General features: G+C 56.6%; 21 protein-coding genes, 7 tRNA genes and 1 other RNA gene. 7 read left to right on the forward strand and 22 right to left on the reverse strand.

Translation table 11 applies throughout. The annotated features are described in order from the left end of the window. The first annotated feature begins 5 nt into the window (after nt 1–5). The 4 genes from galT (at nt 6) to gpmA (ending at nt 4,284) form a co-directional block, all read left to right on the forward strand. Nucleotides 6–1,052: a galactose-1-phosphate uridylyltransferase gene (gene galT / locus OHJ17_RS17575; RefSeq protein ID WP_002895147.1), complete on the forward strand. Its 1,047-nt coding sequence runs from the start codon at nt 6–8 to the stop codon at nt 1,050–1,052. 2 nt (nt 1,053–1,054) lie between these two features. Then, complete coding sequence (gene galK, locus OHJ17_RS17580) at nt 1,055–2,203, forward strand: galactokinase (protein WP_004176842.1); 1,149 nt, start codon at nt 1,055–1,057, stop codon at nt 2,201–2,203. After that, nucleotides 2,197–3,240, forward strand: coding sequence for a galactose-1-epimerase (gene galM / locus OHJ17_RS17585; protein ID WP_023284862.1), 1,044 nt, complete (start codon nt 2,197–2,199; stop codon nt 3,238–3,240). Before galK ends, galM begins: the two co-directional genes overlap by 7 nt. A 291-nt stretch (nt 3,241–3,531) precedes the next feature. Beyond that, a complete protein-coding gene (gene gpmA / locus OHJ17_RS17590) occupies nt 3,532–4,284 on the forward strand; it encodes a 2,3-diphosphoglycerate-dependent phosphoglycerate mutase (protein ID WP_002895089.1) in 753 nt (250 codons plus the stop codon). 73 nt (nt 4,285–4,357) lie between these two features. On the opposite strand, the gene aroG is transcribed toward gpmA, so the two are convergent. Next, entirely contained in the window at nt 4,358–5,410 is a 1,053-nt protein-coding gene (gene aroG, locus OHJ17_RS17595; protein ID WP_002895086.1) for a 3-deoxy-7-phosphoheptulonate synthase AroG, read from the reverse strand. A 314-nt stretch (nt 5,411–5,724) separates the two neighbouring features. Here aroG and OHJ17_RS17600 point away from each other — a divergent pair, with 314 nt between their 5' ends. Then, nucleotides 5,725–6,090: a YbgS-like family protein gene (locus OHJ17_RS17600; protein WP_002895084.1), complete on the forward strand. Its 366-nt coding sequence runs from the start codon at nt 5,725–5,727 to the stop codon at nt 6,088–6,090. 117 nt (nt 6,091–6,207) lie between these two features. After that, a complete protein-coding gene (gene zitB / locus OHJ17_RS17605; RefSeq protein WP_032432817.1) occupies nt 6,208–7,152 on the forward strand; it encodes a CDF family zinc transporter ZitB in 945 nt (314 codons plus the stop codon). Here zitB and pnuC read toward each other — a convergent pair. Then, nucleotides 7,149–7,868, reverse strand: coding sequence for a nicotinamide riboside transporter PnuC (gene pnuC, locus OHJ17_RS17610; protein ID WP_004151689.1), 720 nt, complete (start codon nt 7,866–7,868; stop codon nt 7,149–7,151). The two genes, zitB and pnuC, sit on opposite strands and share 4 nt — an antisense overlap. 35 nt (nt 7,869–7,903) lie before the next feature. After that, nucleotides 7,904–8,947: a quinolinate synthase NadA gene (nadA, locus tag OHJ17_RS17615; protein WP_002895074.1), complete on the reverse strand. Its 1,044-nt coding sequence runs from the start codon at nt 8,945–8,947 to the stop codon at nt 7,904–7,906. Nucleotides 8,948–9,016: 69 nt separating this feature from the next. Here nadA and OHJ17_RS17620 point away from each other — a divergent pair, with 69 nt between their 5' ends. Next, on the forward strand, nt 9,017–9,166 hold the full coding sequence (locus OHJ17_RS17620) for a hypothetical protein (protein WP_032424328.1): 150 nt from the start codon (nt 9,017–9,019) through the stop codon (nt 9,164–9,166). A 95-nt stretch (nt 9,167–9,261) separates the two neighbouring features. On the opposite strand, the gene OHJ17_RS17625 is transcribed toward OHJ17_RS17620, so the two are convergent. From OHJ17_RS17625 to cydA, 19 genes are all read right to left on the reverse strand, one after another. Then, a non-coding RNA gene (locus OHJ17_RS17625) (RtT sRNA) lies at nt 9,262–9,397 on the reverse strand. Between the two features lie 22 nt (nt 9,398–9,419). After that, nucleotides 9,420–9,495, reverse strand: a tRNA-Lys gene (locus OHJ17_RS17630). A gap of 133 nt (nt 9,496–9,628) precedes the next feature. Continuing rightward, nucleotides 9,629–9,704: transfer RNA gene (locus OHJ17_RS17635), tRNA-Lys, on the reverse strand. Nucleotides 9,705–9,850: 146 nt separating this feature from the next. Next, nucleotides 9,851–9,926: transfer RNA gene (locus OHJ17_RS17640), tRNA-Lys, on the reverse strand. A 3-nt stretch (nt 9,927–9,929) separates the two neighbouring features. Continuing rightward, a tRNA-Val gene (locus OHJ17_RS17645) sits at nt 9,930–10,005 on the reverse strand. Nucleotides 10,006–10,057: 52 nt separating this feature from the next. Beyond that, nucleotides 10,058–10,133 (reverse strand) — tRNA-Lys (locus OHJ17_RS17650). Nucleotides 10,134–10,135: 2 nt separating this feature from the next. Continuing rightward, nucleotides 10,136–10,211: transfer RNA gene (locus tag OHJ17_RS17655), tRNA-Val, on the reverse strand. A 125-nt stretch (nt 10,212–10,336) separates the two neighbouring features. Then, nucleotides 10,337–10,412 (reverse strand) — tRNA-Lys (locus OHJ17_RS17660). A gap of 161 nt (nt 10,413–10,573) precedes the next feature. Continuing rightward, a complete protein-coding gene (gene cpoB / locus OHJ17_RS17665; RefSeq protein WP_002895071.1) occupies nt 10,574–11,368 on the reverse strand; it encodes a cell division protein CpoB in 795 nt (264 codons plus the stop codon). 9 nt (nt 11,369–11,377) lie between these two features. Next, nucleotides 11,378–11,902: a peptidoglycan-associated lipoprotein Pal gene (gene pal / locus OHJ17_RS17670; RefSeq protein ID WP_002895068.1), complete on the reverse strand. Its 525-nt coding sequence runs from the start codon at nt 11,900–11,902 to the stop codon at nt 11,378–11,380. A 34-nt stretch (nt 11,903–11,936) separates the two neighbouring features. Further along, nucleotides 11,937–13,229: a Tol-Pal system beta propeller repeat protein TolB gene (gene tolB, locus OHJ17_RS17675; RefSeq protein WP_002895066.1), complete on the reverse strand. Its 1,293-nt coding sequence runs from the start codon at nt 13,227–13,229 to the stop codon at nt 11,937–11,939. Nucleotides 13,230–13,358: 129 nt separating this feature from the next. After that, nucleotides 13,359–14,684: a cell envelope integrity protein TolA gene (gene tolA, locus OHJ17_RS17680; protein WP_004179068.1), complete on the reverse strand. Its 1,326-nt coding sequence runs from the start codon at nt 14,682–14,684 to the stop codon at nt 13,359–13,361. Between the two features lie 99 nt (nt 14,685–14,783). After that, complete coding sequence (gene tolR / locus OHJ17_RS17685; RefSeq protein ID WP_002895061.1) at nt 14,784–15,212, reverse strand: colicin uptake protein TolR; 429 nt, start codon at nt 15,210–15,212, stop codon at nt 14,784–14,786. A 3-nt stretch (nt 15,213–15,215) separates the two neighbouring features. Beyond that, a complete protein-coding gene (gene tolQ, locus OHJ17_RS17690) occupies nt 15,216–15,908 on the reverse strand; it encodes a Tol-Pal system protein TolQ (protein ID WP_004152221.1) in 693 nt (230 codons plus the stop codon). Further along, the gene (gene ybgC, locus OHJ17_RS17695) at nt 15,905–16,309 is read right to left on the reverse strand and encodes a tol-pal system-associated acyl-CoA thioesterase (protein ID WP_002895056.1); all 405 of its coding nucleotides are present in this window, start codon (nt 16,307–16,309) and stop codon (nt 15,905–15,907) included. The genes tolQ and ybgC overlap by 4 nt, the downstream gene beginning before the upstream one ends. A 149-nt stretch (nt 16,310–16,458) precedes the next feature. Next, complete coding sequence (ybgE, locus tag OHJ17_RS17700) at nt 16,459–16,749, reverse strand: cyd operon protein YbgE (RefSeq protein WP_002895053.1); 291 nt, start codon at nt 16,747–16,749, stop codon at nt 16,459–16,461. Then, the gene (cydX, locus tag OHJ17_RS17705; RefSeq protein ID WP_002895051.1) at nt 16,749–16,865 is read right to left on the reverse strand and encodes a cytochrome bd-I oxidase subunit CydX; all 117 of its coding nucleotides are present in this window, start codon (nt 16,863–16,865) and stop codon (nt 16,749–16,751) included. The genes ybgE and cydX overlap by 1 nt, the downstream gene beginning before the upstream one ends. A 15-nt stretch (nt 16,866–16,880) precedes the next feature. Continuing rightward, nucleotides 16,881–18,020, reverse strand: a complete 1,140-nt coding sequence (gene cydB, locus OHJ17_RS17710; protein ID WP_002895049.1) for a cytochrome d ubiquinol oxidase subunit II — start codon at nt 18,018–18,020, stop codon at nt 16,881–16,883. A gap of 15 nt (nt 18,021–18,035) precedes the next feature. Beyond that, complete coding sequence (gene cydA / locus OHJ17_RS17715) at nt 18,036–19,604, reverse strand: cytochrome ubiquinol oxidase subunit I (RefSeq protein ID WP_002895047.1); 1,569 nt, start codon at nt 19,602–19,604, stop codon at nt 18,036–18,038. Nucleotides 19,605–19,788 lie beyond the last annotated feature (184 nt).

Genomic DNA, 19,788 nt, shown 5'->3' on the forward strand with positions numbered 1-19,788 from the left:
CCTTCATGAGCGTATTTAACCCCGTTGACCATCCACATCGTCGTTATAACCCGTTAACCGGACAGTGGATTCTGGTTTCTCCGCATCGCGCCAAGCGCCCCTGGCAGGGGGCGCAGGAAACGCCGGCAAAACAGACCTTGCCGGCCCACGATCCGGACTGTTTCCTGTGCCCGGGCAACACCCGGGTGACCGGCGACACCAACCCGAATTACACCGGTACCTACGTATTTACCAACGACTTTGCGGCCCTGATGACCGACACCCCGGACGCACCGGAGAGTGACGATCCGCTGATGCGCTGCCAGAGCGCCCGCGGCACCAGTCGGGTGATCTGCTTCTCGCCAGACCACAGCAAAACGCTGCCGGAACTGAGCCTTGAAGCGCTGGAAGACGTGGTTAAAACGTGGCAGGAACAGACCGCGGACCTCGGGAAAAGCTACCCGTGGGTGCAGGTTTTTGAAAACAAAGGGGCAGCGATGGGCTGCTCCAACCCTCACCCGCATGGTCAGGTGTGGGCAAACAGTTTCCTGCCCAATGAAGCGGAACGGGAAGACCGTCTGCAGAAAGAGTATTACGCCGCACAGGGCCAGCCGATGCTGCTGGACTATGTGCAGCGCGAACTGGCCGACGGCAGCCGCACGGTGGTGGACACCGAGCACTGGCTGGCGGTGGTGCCCTACTGGGCCGCCTGGCCGTTCGAAACGCTGCTGTTGCCGAAAGCGCACGTGCAGCGCATAACCGATCTCACCGACGCCCAGCGCAGCGATCTGGCGCTGGCGTTGAAAAAGCTGACCAGCCGTTACGACAACCTGTTCCAGTGCTCATTCCCCTACTCCATGGGCTGGCACGGCGCGCCGTTTAACGACGAAGACCATAACCACTGGCAGCTTCATGCCCACTTTTATCCGCCGCTGCTGCGCTCCGCGACGGTCCGCAAGTTTATGGTTGGTTATGAGATGCTGGCCGAAACTCAGCGCGATCTGACCGCCGAGCAAGCTGCCGAACGACTGCGCGCCGTCAGCGACGTCCATTTTCGTGAATCCGGAGTGTAATGATGAGTCTGAAAGAGAAAACCCAAACCCTGTTCGCTGACGCCTTCGGCTACCCGGCCAGCCATGTCATTCAAGCGCCAGGCCGCGTCAACCTGATCGGCGAGCATACCGATTACAACGACGGTTTTGTGCTGCCCTGCGCTATCGACTACCAGACGGTGATCAGCTGTGCGCCGCGCGACGATCGTACCGTGCGGGTGATTGCCGCCGATTACGACAATCAGACCGATGAGTTCTCTCTCGACGCGCCGATTATCAGCCACGACACCCAGCAGTGGTCGAACTATGTCCGCGGCGTGGTAAAGCATCTGCAGCAGCGGAACAGCCACTTTGGCGGCGCGGATCTGGTGATCAGCGGCAATGTACCGCAGGGTGCGGGGTTAAGCTCATCAGCCTCGCTGGAAGTCGCCGTCGGCACCGTGTTCCAACAGCTGTATCATCTGCCGCTGGATGGCGCGCAAATCGCCCTCAACGGCCAAGAGGCGGAAAACCAGTTCGTCGGCTGCAACTGCGGCATCATGGATCAGCTGATTTCAGCGCTGGGCAAAAAAGACCACGCGCTGCTGATCGACTGCCGTTCGCTGGGCACCAAAGCCGTCTCGATGCCGAAAGGCGTGGCGGTGGTGATCATCAACAGCAACTTTAAGCGTACCCTCGTCGGCAGCGAGTACAACACCCGTCGTGAACAGTGCGAAACCGGCGCGCGCTTCTTCCAGCAGCCCGCCCTGCGCGATGTCACCCTTGAGCAATTTAACGCCGTCGCCCATGAGCTGGATCCGGTGGTCGCGAAGCGCGTACGCCATGTGCTGACGGAGAATGCCCGCACTGTGGAAGCCGCCAGCGCCCTCGAAAAAGGCGACCTGAAGCGGATGGGTGAGCTGATGGCAGAGTCCCACGCCTCGATGCGTGATGATTTCGAGATCACCGTCCCGCAGATCGACACCCTGGTGGAGATCGTTAAGGCCGCGATCGGCGATAAGGGCGGCGTGCGCATGACCGGCGGCGGCTTTGGCGGCTGCGTGGTAGCGTTAATCCCGGAAGAACTGGTCGATACCGTTCAGCAGGCCGTTGCCAACGAGTATGAAGCGAAAACCGGTATTAAAGAGACATTCTATGTCTGCAAACCGTCACAGGGGGCCGGGCAATGCTAACGCAAACCACCGCGCTGGCCCCGGACGGTCAGCCATGGCAGCAGGTGACCCTGCGCAATAAGTCGGGGATGACCGTCACCGTGGCGGACTGGGGCGCGACGCTGCTCAGCGCCGAGGTGCCGTTGGCCGATGGCAGCCTGCGCCGACCGCTGCTGGGCTGCGCAAAGTTGGAAGACTATGCTCGCCAGGCCGCATTTCTTGGCGCCTCGGTAGGCCGCTACGCCAACCGTATCGGCCACAGCCGCTTCCCGCTTGACGGCCAGGTCGTCAACGTCACGCCGTCAAACGACGCGGGCCACCAGCTCCACGGCGGCCCGGAAGGGTTTGATAAGCGCCGCTGGCGCATTGTCCGCGCCGACGAGCAGGAAGTGCTGTTCGCCCTGACCTCGCCCGATGGCGATCAAGGCTTTCCGGGTACCCTGCAGGCCACCGCGCACTATCGTCTGACCGACGATAACCGCATCGCGATTACCTATCGCGCCACCGTGGACCAACCCTGCCCGGTGAATATGACCAATCACGTCTATTTCAACCTCGACGGTGAGCAGGGCGATGTGCGCCAGCATCAGCTCCAGATCCTCGCCCAGAGGTATCTGCCGGTGGAAAGCGACGGTATCCCGGATGGCGAACTGAAAGATGTTGCTAACACCAGCTTTGATTTCCGCCAGCCGAAAACCATCGCCGCCGACTTCCTCGCGGATGCCGATCAGCAAAAGGTGAAGGGATACGATCATGCCTTCCTGCTGGATGCCAAAGGCGACGCCAGCCAGCCTGCGGCACAGGTCTGGTCGCAGGATGGCAAGCTGCAGATGACGGTCTATACCTCCGCTCCGGCGCTGCAGTTTTACTCCGGCAACTATCTCGGCGGCACCCCGTCGCAGACGACGGAGCCCTACGCCGACTGGCAGGGACTGGCGCTGGAGAGCGAATTCCTGCCGGATTCGCCGAACCATCCGCAATGGCCGCAGCCGGACTGTGTATTACGTCCGGGCCAGGAGTACGTCAGCCTGACGGAATATCAGTTTATCGCCCGATAATCGCCAGCGCCCTCCATCAGGGGGCGCTGCTTTTCGTCCCCGCCCTCCTCTCTGCCGCCTCTTTTTTCAGCAACCTGCTCTATTTTCCGTCACCAAAGGACAAAAAAATAACCTGTGTATTACAAGCACCTTACACTGCGCCACTATTTTCGCTATGGTTAGGGATAAGCATTGCCGTGCGCCAAATCACGGCAATATAATGAGAATAGTTATCAATCAATAACACATACACCATCACATTCAGCGCACCGTTCGCGGCGCGAGGGATGGCGTGTAGAGAGGAGTGAGAGAATGGCTGTAACTAAGCTGGTACTGGTTCGTCATGGCGAAAGCCAGTGGAACAACGAAAACCGCTTCACCGGTTGGTACGACGTGGATCTGTCCGAGAAAGGCGTTAGCGAAGCGAAAGCAGCGGGTAAACTGCTGAAGGCTGAAGGCTTCAGCTTTGATTTTGCTTATACCTCCGTGCTGAAACGTGCCATCCACACCCTGTGGAACGTGCTGGACGAACTGGATCAGGCCTGGCTGCCGGTTGAGAAATCCTGGAAGCTGAACGAGCGTCATTACGGCGCGCTGCAGGGCCTGAACAAAGCGGAAACCGCTGAGAAATATGGTGACGAGCAGGTTAAACAGTGGCGTCGCGGCTTCGCTGTCACTCCGCCGGAGCTGACCAAAGACGACGAGCGCTACCCGGGCCACGATCCGCGCTATGCAAAACTGACCGACGCCGAACTGCCGACCACTGAAAGCCTGGCGCTGACCATCGACCGCGTCGTGCCTTACTGGAACGAAACCATTCTGCCGCGCCTGAAAAGCGGTGAGCGCGTGATCATCGCCGCTCACGGTAACTCCCTGCGCGCGCTGGTGAAATACCTCGACAACATGGGCGAAGACGAGATCCTCGAACTGAACATCCCGACCGGCGTACCGCTGGTATATGAGTTCGATGAAAACTTCAAGCCGATCAAACATTACTATCTGGGTAACGCGGAAGAGATCGCGGCGAAAGCTGCTGCCGTCGCCAACCAGGGTAAAGCGAAGTAATTTCTCCTGGTGAGAACAAAAAAGCGTGGAAATCTCCACGCTTTTTTTATGACCTGCGCTAGCGCGGAGTAGCTTAGCCGCGGCGGGTTTTCACCGCTTCCGCCAGCTGACGCAGGATCGTTTCGGTATCCTCCCAGCCGATGCAGGCGTCGGTGACGCTCTTGCCGTAGGTCAGCGGTTCACCGCTCTCGAGGCTCTGGTTGCCTTCCACCAGATGGCTTTCAATCATCACGCCCATAATGGCGCGCTCGCCGCCGGCGATCTGCTGGCATACGTCGGCGCCCACTTCCATCTGCTTCTTGAACTGCTTGCTGGAGTTGGCATGGCTGAAGTCGATCATCACCTGGGCCGGAAGACCCGCTTTCGCCAGACCGATTTTCACCTCCGCCACGTGCTTCGCGCTGTAGTTAGGCTCTTTGCCGCCGCGCAAAATAATATGGCAGTCGCCGTTACCGCTGGTATTCACGATGGCGGAGTGGCCCCACTTGGTGACCGACAGGAAACAGTGCGGCGCGCCGGCGGCGTTAATCGCATCGATAGCCACCTTGATGGTGCCATCGGTACCGTTTTTAAAGCCCACCGGGCAGGAGAGTCCGGAGGCGAGCTCACGGTGCACCTGGGATTCGGTGGTTCGCGCGCCAATGGCGCCCCAGCTCATCAGATCGGCGACATACTGCGGGGTGATCATATCGAGGAATTCCCCAGCCGCCGGCAGGCCGCTGTCGTTAATGTCCAGCAGCAGTTTGCGCGCGATGCGCAACCCGTCGTTGATGCGGAAGCTGTTATCCATATGGGGATCGTTGATGAGCCCTTTCCAGCCGACGGTGGTGCGCGGTTTTTCAAAATAGACCCGCATGACGATCTCGAGCTCGCCCTTCAGCGCCTCGCGCAGGGTCAGCAGGCGGGCGGCATACTCTTTCGCCGCTGCCGGATCGTGAATAGAACAAGGCCCAATCACCACCAGCAGACGGTCATCGTCGCCTTTGAGGATCTGATGAATCGCTTTGCGAGCATGTGCAACGGTGTTTGCAGCATTTTCGGTAGCAGGGAATTTTTCCAGGAGCGCAACGGGAGGTAATAATTCGTTGATCTCTTTAATGCGTAAATCGTCGTTCTGATAATTCATCTTCTTTCCAGCGTTGCCATACTTATTCAATGAAATGCAATCCCTCCAATCTATCTCTTCGCTGAAATAGTGTAAACATGATTTTACAGTAGTGATGGAATAATCCTGGAAATAGGCAAAAATACGCCATAAAGTAGCGAAACCAGGCTCATGAACTACAATATTTAACTGTTAAAGCTAATTAAGTCTTACGTTTCAGGATTATATAGTGACACTGCGATCGTCTGCGGAGTCTTAAACCATAGCGAGTCAGATCCCTGGCACACTCACCGCGGGAAGCGCATTTCCCCTTCCCGGCTCAACAGGAGTATCCGATGAATATGAAAAAACTGACGACCCTTTTGCTCACCGCCACCTTAGGTCTTGCCAGCGGCGCGGCCCTGGCGGCAGACACCGGCGCCCAGTCCAATAATGGCCAGGCCAACTCTTCCGCGGATGCCGGTCAGGTGGCGCCGGATGCCCGTGAGAACGTGGCCCCGAACAACGTGGACAATAGTCAGATCAACTCTGGCTCTGGGGGCACCACGGGCTCGACGATGACCCAGGATAATATGTCGAGCGATGAGGTACATAAAAACTCGATGTGTAAAGACGGCCGCTGTCCGGACACCGGTAAAAAACTGGACAACGGCGGCAATACGACCCAAGACAACAGCAAAACCGACGGCACCACCCAGTAACACATGAGGTGGGCAGATCGAAGAAAAGGCGAGCCGGTCTCGCCTTTTCTTCGTTTTTTATCGCTCTCTGTTTATGATGTCATAGCGTAATAATGATAACTATTAAGGGACGACACTATGGCGCACTCGCATTCGCACTCCTCTGTCCAGGCTCCGGATAACAGCAACGCCCGCCGGCTGCTATGGGCGTTTATCGTCACCGCCGGCTTTATGCTGATTGAAGCCGTCGGCGGCGCGATCTCCGGCTCGCTGGCCCTGCTGGCGGATGCCGGCCATATGCTCACCGACTCCGCCGCTCTGCTGTTTGCGCTGCTGGCGGTTCGCTTCGCCAGCCGCCCACCAAATGCCCGCCATACCTTTGGCTGGTTGCGTTTAACCACCCTGGCGGCGTTTCTCAATGCTATTGCTCTGATGGTGATCACCATGCTGATTGTCTGGGAGGCGATTCAGCGCTTCCAGCATCCGCAGCCGGTAGCCGGCGTGACGATGATGGTCATTGCAGTCGCCGGTCTGCTGGCCAACGTGCTGGCGTTTTGGATTCTACATCGGGGTAGCGAGGAGCGGAATCTTAACGTACGCGCCGCAGCGCTACACGTGCTTGGCGACCTGCTGGGCTCGGTCGGCGCGATCGTGGCGGCCGTGGTGATCCTCACCACCGGCTGGACGCCTGTCGACCCGATTCTTTCCGTGCTGGTTTCCTGCCTGGTATTACGTAGTGCCTGGCGCTTACTGAAAGAGAGTCTGAATGAATTGCTGGAAGGCGCGCCGCGTTCGCTGGATGTGGCGGCCCTGCAGCGGGATATCCGTCGCTCTATCCCAGAGGTACGCGATGTTCACCACGTCCACGTCTGGCTGGTGGGGGAAAAACCGGTGATGACGCTCCATGTACAGGTCGTTCCACCGCACGACCATGACGCGTTACTCAACCGCATCCTGCATTTCCTGGAACATAAATATGAAATTGCGCATGCCACGGTGCAGATGGAGTACCAGCCCTGCAGCGGCCCGGAGTGCCATCTCAACACGATGCACGCCGGGCACGATCATCACCACCACCATTAGCCAGAAAACGCGTGAGAACCTCGCTCACGCGCGCTGTTTATCCACATCCGGCTGCCGTTCAACGCAATGAACGTCAGCAAGAGGTATTCCAGCGACATGGCATAGACGCCCTGACGGGCAAAAATCACCACGCTTATCACGTTGACGATCACCCACAGCAGCCAGTTTTCAACATACTTGCGGGTCATTAAGATCATCGCCACCACCGACAGCACCGTCATACAGGAGTCCCAGAACGGGAAAGCATCCGGCTGCAGTTCCGGCATAGTGACCTGCAAACCGAGCGCTTGCATCAGGCTGACCGCAATCCGCGTCAGGAAAGCAAAGAACGGGTTGATAAACAGGGTCAGCAAGCCGATCGCTACCACGCAGGCCGCCAGCCAGCCCAGCGCTTTGCTGCGCGGCAGCCAGCGGATCTGCAGCTCAGCCTCATGGTTGCTGCTTTGTCGCGACCATGCATACCAGCCATAAACGTTTGCGGCAAAAAAGAACAGCTGCAGCAGCAGGCTGGCGTACAGCTGGATCTGAAAGAAGATGATGGCGAACAGCGTGACGTTGACCAGCCCGAAAGCATAGTTACTGATCTTCTCCAGGCTCGCCAGCCAGATACACAACAGCCCGGCAATCGTCCCCACGGCCTCTATCCAGGAGAGATCGTACCCCCCAGCGCCGATGGGTATATGTACTAAAATATTCTGCGTGCTAAAAAAATCCATTTCCTCCCCTCAGCGTCTGGCGACGCGACAATAGGTTATCCCCGTAGTGTAGCCGCAAAATCCAGCATCCGGTTAAGGGGAATTAATGCGCCGGTTCGCAGCGCTTCGTCGACATGGATTTCATGTTCAGCGCCGCCCTGCTCGAGACCCTCGGCAATAGCTTTCAGGCCATTCATCGCCATCCACGGACAATGCGCGCAGCTGCGGCAGGTCGCCCCTTCGCCGGCGGTGGGCGCTTCCAGCAGCGTTTTCTCCGGCACCGCCTGCTGCATTTTATAGAAAATACCGCGATCGGTGGCCACGATCAGCTGGCGCTGGGGCAGGCTTTTCGCCGCCGCAATCAGCTGGCTGGTGGAGCCTACGGCATCGGCCATCTCAACGATCGCCTGCGGCGACTCGGGATGGACCAGCACGGCGGCTTCGGGATGCAGAGCCTTCATCCGCATCAACGCCTGGGTTTTAAACTCGTCGTGCACGATGCACGCCCCCTGCCAGCACAGCACGTCTGCGCCGGTCTGACGCTGAACGTAGCGCCCAAGGTGGCGGTCCGGCGCCCAGAGGATCTTTTGACCAAGACTATCCAGATGGTCAATGAGTTCCACGGCGATGCTGGAGGTCACCACCCAGTCGGCGCGGGCCTTCACCGCGGCGGACGTATTGGCATAGACCACTACGGTGCGGTCAGGATGGGCGTCGCAAAAGGCGTTGAATTCCTCAATCGGACAGCCCAGATCCAATGAACACTCGGCGTTCAGGGTCGGCATCAAAATGGTCTTTTCCGGGCTGAGGATTTTGGCGGTTTCCCCCATAAAACGCACCCCGGCGACCAGCAGCGTGGAGGCCGAATGGCGGGCGCCAAAGCGCGCCATCTCCAGCGAGTCGGCGATACAGCCGCCGGTCTCTTCCGCCAGCTGTTGAATTTCAGGATCGGTGTAGTAATGCGCCACCATCACGGCATCGCGCTCGCGCAGCAGGCGCTTGATTTTTTCGCGGTAAAACTGCTTTTCGTCGACGGTCAGCGGCTGCGGTTTAGCAGGGAAAGGATAAATCGCCGTTTCAGGATCAAACATTACGCTCATCATGCAATCTCGTTTTACTGGCTTAACTCTACAACCGTCAGTATGGCCTTTCGGCGGCTTAACACGGTCATGGTGTTTTATATGCTAAACAAGATAGCCGATTACGAGCTAAAAGTCGTGATGAATTTTGTACATCAGACCCTTTTCCCGGGGACGGTGCTGCGCATCTGCCCGAACGACCGGTTCGTATCCTGTGCAGGCACGATAAGCGCAGCGTGACCGTGGGAAAATGATGAATTAAGAAAGTATTAACATTGATGAGTGGCAGGGAAATGCAGATAGTAAAAAGGCGCCTTTAGGGCGCCTTTTTACATTGGTGGGTCGCGCAGGATGACTCGGCTTCGCCTCGCCCTGCGGGCCGTCGCCGCAAGCGGCTCCGTTGTCTCACTACGTTCGACCCGAACCTGCTGCAGGTTCGAATCGTTGAGTTCTGCGCATAGCAAAAAGGCGCCTTTAGGGCGCCTTTTTACATTGGTGGGTCGTGCAGGATTCGAACCTGCGACCAATTGATTAAAAGTCAACTGCTCTACCAACTGAGCTAACGACCCCTTGCGGGATTTTACTGCTGCCATCATTCAGGATGGTGGGTCGTGCAGGATGACTCGACTTCGCCTCGCCCTTCGGGCCGTTGCTGTCGCAACGTTATCCTTCACGTTCAGCATCTGAGTTAAATGCTGAAATTGGTGGGTCGTGCAGGATTCGAACCTGCGACCAATTGATTAAAAGTCAACTGCTCTACCAACTGAGCTAACGACCCGCTCTGGTGCTACCTGAATAATTTCACTCGACACCAATTCAGAAATTGGTAGGTCGTGCAGGATGACTCGGCTTTGCCTCGCCCTTCGGGCCGTTGCTGACGCAACGTTATCCTTCACGTTCAGCATCTGAGTTAAATGCTGAAATTGGTGGGTCGTGCAGGATTCGAACCTGCGACCAATTGATTAAAAGTCAACTGCTCTACCAACTGAGCTAACGACCCGAGTGGTGGGTGATGACGGGATCGAACCGCCGACCCCCTCCTTGTAAGGGAGGTGCTCTCCCAGCTGAGCTAATCACCCGAAACTGCGCTGGATACTACTGATACTGCCTCCACCGACCCCATCATTATAATGGTGGGTCGTGCAGGATTCGAACCTGCGACCAATTGATTAAAAGTCAACTGCTCTACCAACTGAGCTAACGACCCGGTGGTGGGTGATGACGGGATCGAACCGCCGACCCCCTCCTTGTAAGGGAGGTGCTCTCCCAGCTGAGCTAATCACCCGATACTACGCTGGATACTACTAAGCGGTGGGTCGTGCAGGATGACTCGGCTTCGCCTCGCCCTACGGGCCGTTGCTGACGCAACGTTATCCTTCACGTTTTACTATCGCGTTCCACCAGAACGATTGGTGGGTCGTGCAGGATTCGAACCTGCGACCAATTGATTAAAAGTCAACTGCTCTACCAACTGAGCTAACGACCCACTCTGGCATTGCTTTGGGTTTGTTTGATATCCCTTGGCAACGGCGGCATATATTACTGATTTCAGAATTCAGCGCAACTAAAATTTCGATAAAGATCACTTAACTGCTGGCGATTCAGGCGACAAGACCAGAAATAACGCGATTTCTGGTCATGCCGTAATCAACCAAGAGCATTAAGTCGTTTTTGCGCTTGTTTCGCACCGTCGGTGCCGGGGAATTTATTGATCACCTGCTGGTAAACCGCTTTCGCTTTCGCGGTATCACCTTTGTCCTGCATGATCACGCCGACTTTAAACATCGCGTCAGGCGCTTTTGGCGATTTCGGGTAGTTCTTCACCACCGAAGCGAAGTAAAACGCCGCGTCGTCTTTTCTCCCCTTATTGTAGTTCAACTGCCCGAGCCAGTAGTTAGCGTTTGGCTGGTAGGTTGAATCCGGGTACTTTTTGACGAAGTTTTGAAACGCCACCATCGCGTCATCCTGGCGTGAGGCATCCTTCACCAGGGCAATAGCGGCATTATAATCGGTGTTCGCATCGCCGGTCATCGCCGGGGCGCCTGAGGTGGCCGCTGGCGCTGCGCTGGTGGCAGCCGCGCTCTGATCGCCAGAAGACGACGGAGCCTGCGCACCTGATGCTGCGCCGCCACCGCTGCTCAAACTATCTATCTGCAGCAGAATCTGTTTCTGGCGCTCAACGATCTGATTCAGCTGGTACTGGTTCTCCTGGATCTGCCCGCGGAGAGAATCAATGTCAGTCTGGTTATCAGAGAGTTGTTGCTGGAGTTGGGTTAAAAGCTGGCTGTGAGCATTGGAAATACGCTCGAGTTGAGTGACGCGGTCTTCGACCGAGCCTGAGCCGACACTACTGATTGGCGCCTGAGCAAAAGCGGCCCAGGGGGCCGCTATGCCAACCAGTAACGACAGACTCAATAAATGATGTCTGAAGTTACTGCTCATGCAATTCTCTTAGTAAACCAGTACGGCGCGACGGTTTTTGGCATATGCCGCTTCGTCATGACCCAGTACTGCTGGTTTTTCTTTACCGTAAGAAACGATGGAGATCTGATCGGCAGAAACACCTTTGCCCTGCAGATACATCTTAACGGCGTTAGCACGACGCTCACCCAGAGCGATGTTGTATTCCGGCGTACCGCGCTCATCCGCGTGACCTTCTACAGTCACTTTGTAGGACGGGTTGCTGCGCAGGAAGTTAGCGTGCGCGTCCAGCATAGCAGCGAAGTCAGAACGGATATCGTACTTGTCGAGATCGAAGTAAACGATGTTGTTCTGCTGCAGCTGCTGCATCTGCAGACGAGCTTGCTCTTCAGAAGACATGTTGCCGCCGTTACCGTTAGCGTCCATACCAGTGCCGGCACCCAGCATGCCTTCACCGCTCTGGTCGTTGCTGGCGTTCTTGTTAGAAGAACATGCCGCGATTGCCATAACCGGCAGAGCGATCATCAGCCCTTTCAGCACTTTGTTCAGTTGCATTTCTTTGATTCCTTTAATAATCAATTATTTATTATCACAGATACGGCGACCAGGCAGGCGATTTTACCTGTCCATCAGTTGCCGGAAGACGCGCTTTGAAACGCCCATCTGTAGAAACCAGATTCAGCACGGATCCCATCCCCTGAGAAGAGCTGTAGATTACCATAGTGCCGTTAGGTGCCAGACTTGGCGTTTCGTCTAAAAACGTTGATGACAGAACCTGTACACCACCCGTTTCCAGATCTTGTTTGGCAATGTGCTGCTGACCGCCGGCCGAGCTGACCATTACCATGGTTTTACCATCCGCGCTCACGTCGGCGTCCTGGTTCTGAGAACCTTCCCAGGTGATACGCTGCGGCGTGCCGCCATTAATGTTGACTTTATATACCTGCGGACGACCTGCCTGGTCAGAAGTGAAGGCCAGATTCTGGCTGTCCGGGAACCAGCTTGGTTCGGTGTTGTTGCTGCGACCGTTGGTCACCTGACGAATCTGACCGGATCCCAGATCCATTACGTACAGGTTCAGGCTACCGGTTTTCGACAGCGCGAACGCCAGTTTAGAACCATCCGGTGAGAACGCCGGGGCGCCGTTGTGCTGCGGGAAGGAGGCGATCTGACGCACAGAGGCGTTCGCCAGGGTCTGAACCACCAGCGCAGAACGACCGCTTTCAAAGGTAACGTAGGCCAGTTTAGAACCGTCCGGAGACCAGGCCGGGGACATCAGCGGCTGGGAGGAACGGTGAACCAGGAACTGGTTGTAACCATCGTAGTCGGACACGCGCAGTTCGTAAGGGTACTGGCCGCCGTTTTTCTGCACCACGTAGGCGATACGGGTACGGAAGGCGCCCTTGATGCCGGTCAGCTTCTCAAATACCGCGTCGCTGGCCGCGTGCGCCGCATAGCGCAGGTACTGCTTAGTGACTTTAAAAGAACCTTGCGCCAGCGTTGTGCCCGGCGCTCCGCCGGTGTCCACCAGTTGATACGCAACCTGATAAGAACCATCCGGATTTTGCGTGACCTGGCCGACGACTACCGCGTCAATACCCAGCGCAGACCAGGCAGCAGGCTGCACTTCCTGGGCACTGGTCGGCTGCTGCGGCAGACGAGAGCGATCCAGCGGATTGAATTTACCGCTGTTGCGCAGGTCAGCTGCCACGATACCACCGACATCTTCCGGCGCAGCGCCCTGGCCGGCCCACTGGAACGGTACCACGCCGATAGGGCGCGCCGAGTCCACCCCCTGGGTGATCTCGATACGTACTTCTGCGTGCAGCACCGCCGCCCACAGCATTAAAAAACCAAATGCTACTCGTAATGCCTGCTTCATCATATCTCCCTTATCCGGGCGGAAAGCCCACGATAATTTAGCAGAATGTTAACAAACTCAAATATACAAAACTACCAAAACCCTGTGACTACCATAGATTGTTTTTCCCCGTTTGCACGGGGAAAAATGTCACTGAGGTTTGAAGTCCAGTGGCGCATTTTTGAAGACTTCATATACTGCCTGGCTAGGTGGTTTCGGAAACTTAGCCTGTCGGGCTGCGGCAAGAGCGGCCTGGCACAGAGCAGGATCACCACCTTCGGACTGTATATTTAACAACAGGCCGTCAGGAGCAAGTTTGATACGCAAGGTACATGTTTTGCCCGCATAGGACGATGCGTCATAAAACTTACTTTCAATCGCCGATTTTATCTGTCCGGCATAGTTGTTGATATCAGCCCCTGAGGCACTGTTTTTAGTATTACCACTCCCGGCAGCGGAGGCATTGTTTCCTTTGGCCCCACCGCCTGTTTTAGGCGCATTCTTACCAGAACTCAGATCGCCGAGCAGGTTGTCTACGCCGTCCGCTTCTTTCGCAGCCGCCGCTTTCTTCGCCGCCGCGGCTTTTGCTGCTGCCGCCTTGGCCGCTTTATCAGCTGCAGCCTTCTCTGCTGCAGCCGCTTTCGCTGCCGCCGCTTTTTCAGCGGCTGCGGCTTTCTCGGCGGCGGCCTTCTCAGCGGCCGCTTTTTGCGCGGCGGCTTTCTCAGCGGCTTTTTCGGCAGCCGCTTTTTCAGCTGCCGCCTGCTTAGCCGCTTCCTGCTGGGCTTTTTTCTCCGCTTCCTGTTGCGCTTTCTTCGCAGCCGCCGCTTCCGCTTTCTTCTGCGCCTCGGCCGCAGCTTTCGCCGCTTCAGCTTCCGCCTGTTTCTTCGCCTCGGCAGCGGCTTTCGCTGCAGCGGCTTCGGCCTGCTTCTTCGCGTCAGCAGCCGCCTTGGCCGCCGCCTGTTCTGCCGCTTTCGCCTGGGCATCCGCCTTCGCTTTCGCCTCGGCGGCCGCTTTGGCAGCGGCTTCCTGCGCTTCTTTTGCCTGTGCGTCCGCTTTGGCTTTTGCCGCCGCGGCGGCCTTGGCAGCCGCTTCTTCAGCTTGCTTCTGCTGCTCCTTCGCTTCTTTCGCCGCTTCCTGCGCCTGCAGCCGCTCCTGTTCGAGCTGTTTCAGCCGTTCCTGTTCCGCCGCCTGTTTCTCACGTAACTCTTCCGCCTGCTGCTGCGCCTGTTTTTCACGCTGTTCAGCGGCGCGACGTGCGCTGGCCTGCTGCTGTTGCTGACGGTTATAGTTATTTACCACCGCCCCCGGATCGACCATGACGGCATCAATCGACGATCCGCCGCCGCCGCCGGCAGAGGCATCCAGATGCTCGTCAAACGAACTCCAGATCAGCAGCGCGATCAGAATGATGTGCAGCGCGACTGAAATGATGATCGCTCGTTTAAGCTTGTCGTTTTGTTCGGTTGCCTTTGACACTATCGGTTCCCAAAAACTGTTCGCCTGTATCCGCGATGCGCACCGACGGCGAGCGATACCCGCCACCGGACGCCGCGCGGACGCACCTACCTGAAGCGATTAAATAGGTTTGGTCATCAAGCCGACCGATTTAACCCCTGCACTATGCAACAGGTTCAGCGCTTTAATAATTTCATCGTAAGGGACGTCTTTCGCACCGCCGATCAGGAATACCGTTTTTTCATTGGCTTCAAGACGACGCTTCGCTTCGGCAATCACCTGCTCCGGCGGCAGCTGGGACAGCGTCTCCTGCCCCACCTTCACGCTGTACTGCCCTACCCCGGAGACTTCCACAATCACCGGCGGATCGTCATTGCTTTTCACCGCTTGCGATTCCGTGGCGTCCGGCAGATCGACTTCCACGCTCTGCGTAATGATCGGCGCCGTTGCCATAAAGATCAGCAGCAGCACCAGCAGGACATCCAGCAGCGGAACGATGTTGATCTCGGACTTCAGTTCGCGACGTCCGCGTCCACGTGCTCTGGCCATGGCTTACCCCTTATTGCTTTCGCTGGTGGTAAAGGCCTGACGGTGCAGAATAGCGGTGAACTCTTCCATAAAGTTGTCGTAATTCAGTTCAAGCTTGTTCACGCGCTGGTTCAGGCGGTTATACGCCATGACCGCCGGGATCGCGGCGAACAGACCAATCGCGGTGGCGATCAGCGCTTCGGCGATACCTGGCGCCACCATCTGCAGGGTGGCCTGCTTCACCGCGCCAAGGGCGATAAAGGCGTGCATAATCCCCCAGACGGTACCGAACAGACCGATATACGGGCTGATCGAGCCTACGGTGCCGAGGAACGGAATATGGGTCTCCAGCGTTTCCAGTTCGCGGTTCATCGAAATACGCATCGCACGCGATGCCCCTTCGACAATCGCTTCCGGCGCATGGCTGTTAGCCCGATGCAGGCGTGCAAACTCTTTGAAACCGCTGTAGAAGATTTGTTCCGAACCGGTCAGGTTATCGCGACGCCCCTGGCTCTCCTGGTACAGACGAGAGAGCTCGATCCCGGACCAGAATTTGTCCTCGAACGCTTCAGCTTCACGCGCGGCCGAGTTAAGGATACGCGTTCTCTGAATAATGATAGCCCAGGAAGCGATAGAAAAACCAATCAAAATCAACATGATAAGTTTTACCAGAAGGCTCGCCTTCAGGAACAAATCAAGGATATTCATGTCAGTCACTGCTTAAACTCCGCGACAATAGACTTGGGAAGCGCACGTGGCTTCATTAAGAGTGGATCAACGCACACAATGAGAACCTCAGCTTCGTTTAACACTGTATTCTCGGCGTTGACGATTCGCTGCGTGAAAACCAAAGAGGTGCCGCGCATCGAGGTAATTTCCGTCTGGACTTCGAGCATGTCGTCGAGTCTGGCGGGGGCAAAATACTCCAGCGTCATTTTGCGAACCACGAAGGCAACGCGTTCAGCCAACAGCACCTGTTGACTAAAGTGGTGGTGGCGCAGCATCTCTGTGCGTGCTCTTTCATAAAAAGCGACGTAACTGGCGTGGTAAACCACACCACCGGCATCGGTATCTTCGTAGTAGACCCGAACCGGCCATCGAAACAGCGTTGTATTCACTTTACATCCCGGTAATGCAAAAAAAGGTTAGAGCTTTCAAACTTCGCTACTATACGCGCGGGAAAGGTGGTTTGGAATGGGGGAAAGTAAACGGGGCGTAAATTTTTATGGGCTTATGCAAGCCCATAGCATTAACAGAGATCTCTTATTCAAAAGAAGAAAAAGAAGAGACCTAAAGCGAGCACGATATCAGCGATAAGCGGACAAAAAATCCCCTGCCAGTGAACGGCACGCGGGCGAAAGCCCACGCCGTGAATAACGCCGCTGCAAACCGCCCACATCAGCAAGAAACCATGCCAGATTTCCAGCTCGCTGGTCTTCGCCGCAAAGCGCGACGGATCCCAGAAAATGCAGCCAGCCAGCAGCAGCGCCATCAATAAGGAAAGCGCCCGGAGCGGGCGCTTGTCCATTATCGCGTACAGAGTAGCGATAAATTTCATCAGATTTCTTCTTTCTTCCCGGCTTTGGTGGCTTCCACGTGCTCAAGCGCCAGCGCGGTAATGACCCCAAAAGCACAGGCAAGAAGCGTTCCCAAAATCCATGCGAAGTACCACATATATAGCTCCTTACCTTAGTACAGCGAGTGGGTATTCTTTTCGATGTCTTCGCGCGTGATGCGGCCAAACATCTTCCAGTAACACCAGCTGGTGTAGGCCAGAATGATCGGCACGAAAACAATCGCCACGTAGGTCATCAGGTTCAGCGTCCGCTGACTGGAGGTCGCGTCCCACATTGTCAGGCTGGCGTTCAGCATGGTGCTGGACGGCATGATGAACGGGAACATCGCGATACCGGCAGTCAGAATGATGCAGGCCAGGGTCAGCGAGGAGAACAGGAATGCCCAGGCACCTTTATCCGCTTTGGTCGAAACGACGGTCAGCAGCGGCAACACCACGCCCAGGGCAGGCACCGCCCACAGCGCTGGCATATTGTTAAAGTTCACCATCCACGCGCCAGCTTCCCGCACCACTTCCTTGGTCAGCGGGTTAGACGGGCCGGTATGGTCAATCACCGATTTCACCACATAGCCGTCGATGCCGTAGTAGACCCACACGCCCGCCAGCGCGAAGCAGACCAGCGTCACCAGCGCCGCCACCATGGAAACGGTGCGAGTACGCAGGTGCAGTTCGCCTACGGTACGCATCTGCAGGTAGGTGGCGCCCTGAGTCAGGATCATCGCCACGCTGACGATACCGGCCAGCAGACCAAACGGGTTCAGCAACTGGAAGAAGTTACCGGTATAGAACAGACGCAGGTATTCATCGACGTGGAACGGCACGCCCTGCAGCAGGTTGCCAAAGGCCACGCCAATCACCAGCGGCGGCACGAAGCTACCGATGAAGATGCCCCAGTCCCACATGTTGCGCCAGCGGGTGTCCTCGATCTTGGAACGGTAGTCAAAACCGACCGGACGGAAGAACAGCGAGGCCAGCACCAGAATCATTGCCACATAGAAGCCAGAAAACGCCGCGGCGTAAACCATCGGCCAGGCAGCGAACAGCGCGCCGCCGGCGGTGATCAGCCACACCTGGTTACCGTCCCAGTGCGGGGCGATGGCGTTGATCATGATCCGACGCTCGGTGTCGTTGCGGCCGAGGAAGCGGGTGAGCATGCCCACCCCCATGTCGAACCCGTCGGCGACGGCAAAACCAATCAGCAGAATGCCAATCAGCAGCCACCAGATAAAACGCAATACTTCATAATCGATCATTTGACGACTCCTGTCTTAGCGTGCCGACTGAATAGCCGCAGAGGACTGTTCAAAGTGATAGCGGCCGGTTTTCAGGCTGCTAGGTCCTTTGCGGGCAAACTTGAACATCAGGAACAGTTCAGCCACCAGGAACAGCGTGTACAGACCGCAGATCAGCAACATTGAGAAGATCAGGTCGCCCGCGGTTAATGATGAGTTAGCCACCGCCGTCGGCAGGACCTCACCAATCGCCCACGGCTGACGGCCGTATTCGGCAACAAACCAGCCCGACTCCACGGCAATCCACGGCAGCGGCAGGCCGTAGAATGCGGCGCGCAGCAGCCATTTTTTCTCGCCGATGCGGTTACGGATCACGCTCCAGAAGGAGGCGCCTATAATCAGCAGCATCAGGATGCCGCACGCCACCATGATACGGAAGGCGAAGTACAGCGGTGCGACGCTTGGAATGGAATCTTTGGTCGCTTTGGCGATCTGCTCTTCCGTGGCGTCAGCGACGTTCGGGGTATAGCGCTTCAACAGCAGGCCATAACCGAGGTCCTTCTTCACGTTATTGAACTGGTCACGCACGGCCTGATCGGTTGAACCGGCGCGCAGCTGTTCCAGCAGCGCGTAGGCTTTCATGCCGTTACGGATACGCTCTTCGTGCTGAACCATCAGATCCTTGAGGCCGATAACCGGTTTATCCACCGAGCGGGTAGCAATGATGCCCAGCGCGTAGGGGATCTGGATCGCAAAGTGGTTGGTCTGCGCATTCTGATCGGGAATACCAAACAGGGTGAAGGCCGCCGGCGCAGGCTGGGTTTCCCACTCTGCTTCGATAGCCGCCAGTTTGGTTTTCTGCACGTCACCCATTTCGTAACCGGATTCGTCACCCAGCACAATAACGGAGAGGATCGCCGCCATACCGAAGCTGGCTGCGATGGCAAAGGAGCGCTTGGCAAAGGCGAAGTCGCGACCTTTCAGCATGTACCAGGAGCTAATCGCCAGGATGAACATCGCGCCGGTGACATAGCCCGACGCCACAGTGTGAACGAATTTCACCTGGGCGACCGGGTTGAGCACCAGTTCAGAGAAGCTGACCATCTCCATACGCATGGTTTCGAAGTTGAAGTCCGATGCGATAGGGTTCTGCATCCAGCCGTTGGCGACAAGGATCCACAGCGCGGAGAGGTTGGAACCCAGCGCAACCAGCCAGGTGACGGCCATGTGCTGAACTTTGCCCAGACGATCCCAACCGAAGAAGAACAGACCTACAAAGGTGGATTCGAGGAAGAAGGCCATCAGACCTTCAATGGCCAGCGGCGCACCAAAGATATCGCCCACGTAGTGTGAGTAATACGACCAGTTAGTCCCGAACTGGAACTCCATGGTCAGACCGGTCGCCACACCCAGCGCGAAGTTAATACCAAACAACTTGCCCCAGAATTTGGTCATATCTTTATAAATCTGTTTGCCGGAAAGGACGTAGACCGTTTCCATGATGGCCAGCAGGAACGCCATACCGAGCGTTAGCGGCACAAACAGGAAGTGGTACATCGCGGTCAAGGCAAACTGTAAGCGCGACAGTTCGACTATATCTAACATCATGACTCCTTGCTCATCGCATGAAGACTCCGAAAATGAACCGAGAAGCTCTGGCTCATACGCATGCCCCAATACAAATTTATTTGTCGCCCGTCCACAGCAGGTTTCAATCGAAGGTAAAACCATGCCAGGGTAAGGTTACAAATACGTTAACGAAAAACCCAATTGATTCCCCAATATATTA

Origin of the sequence: Klebsiella sp. KP20-425-1 (assembly GCF_025813515.1) — a bacterium.
Taxonomy (GTDB): domain Bacteria; phylum Pseudomonadota; class Gammaproteobacteria; order Enterobacterales; family Enterobacteriaceae; genus Klebsiella; species Klebsiella pneumoniae.

Coding starts and splice junctions, on each gene's coding strand:
- galT (WP_002895147.1), top strand. CDS start 6: ATGAGCGTATTTAACCCCGTTGACCATCCACATCGTCGTTATAACCCG.
- galK (WP_004176842.1), top strand. CDS start 1,055: ATGAGTCTGAAAGAGAAAACCCAAACCCTGTTCGCTGACGCCTTCGGC.
- galM (WP_023284862.1), top strand. CDS start 2,197: ATGCTAACGCAAACCACCGCGCTGGCCCCGGACGGTCAGCCATGGCAG.
- gpmA (WP_002895089.1), top strand. CDS start 3,532: ATGGCTGTAACTAAGCTGGTACTGGTTCGTCATGGCGAAAGCCAGTGG.
- aroG (WP_002895086.1), bottom strand. CDS start 5,410: ATGAATTATCAGAACGACGATTTACGCATTAAAGAGATCAACGAATTA.
- OHJ17_RS17600 (WP_002895084.1), top strand. CDS start 5,725: ATGAATATGAAAAAACTGACGACCCTTTTGCTCACCGCCACCTTAGGT.
- zitB (WP_032432817.1), top strand. CDS start 6,208: ATGGCGCACTCGCATTCGCACTCCTCTGTCCAGGCTCCGGATAACAGC.
- pnuC (WP_004151689.1), bottom strand. CDS start 7,868: ATGGATTTTTTTAGCACGCAGAATATTTTAGTACATATACCCATCGGC.
- nadA (WP_002895074.1), bottom strand. CDS start 8,947: ATGAGCGTAATGTTTGATCCTGAAACGGCGATTTATCCTTTCCCTGCT.
- OHJ17_RS17620 (WP_032424328.1), top strand. CDS start 9,017: ATGGTGTTTTATATGCTAAACAAGATAGCCGATTACGAGCTAAAAGTC.
- cpoB (WP_002895071.1), bottom strand. CDS start 11,368: ATGAGCAGTAACTTCAGACATCATTTATTGAGTCTGTCGTTACTGGTT.
- pal (WP_002895068.1), bottom strand. CDS start 11,902: ATGCAACTGAACAAAGTGCTGAAAGGGCTGATGATCGCTCTGCCGGTT.
- tolB (WP_002895066.1), bottom strand. CDS start 13,229: ATGAAGCAGGCATTACGAGTAGCATTTGGTTTTTTAATGCTGTGGGCG.
- tolR (WP_002895061.1), bottom strand. CDS start 15,212: ATGGCCAGAGCACGTGGACGCGGACGTCGCGAACTGAAGTCCGAGATC.
- ybgE (WP_002895053.1), bottom strand. CDS start 16,749: ATGAAATTTATCGCTACTCTGTACGCGATAATGGACAAGCGCCCGCTC.
- cydX (WP_002895051.1), bottom strand. CDS start 16,865: ATGTGGTACTTCGCATGGATTTTGGGAACGCTTCTTGCCTGTGCTTTT.
- cydB (WP_002895049.1), bottom strand. CDS start 18,020: ATGATCGATTATGAAGTATTGCGTTTTATCTGGTGGCTGCTGATTGGC.
- cydA (WP_002895047.1), bottom strand. CDS start 19,604: ATGTTAGATATAGTCGAACTGTCGCGCTTACAGTTTGCCTTGACCGCG.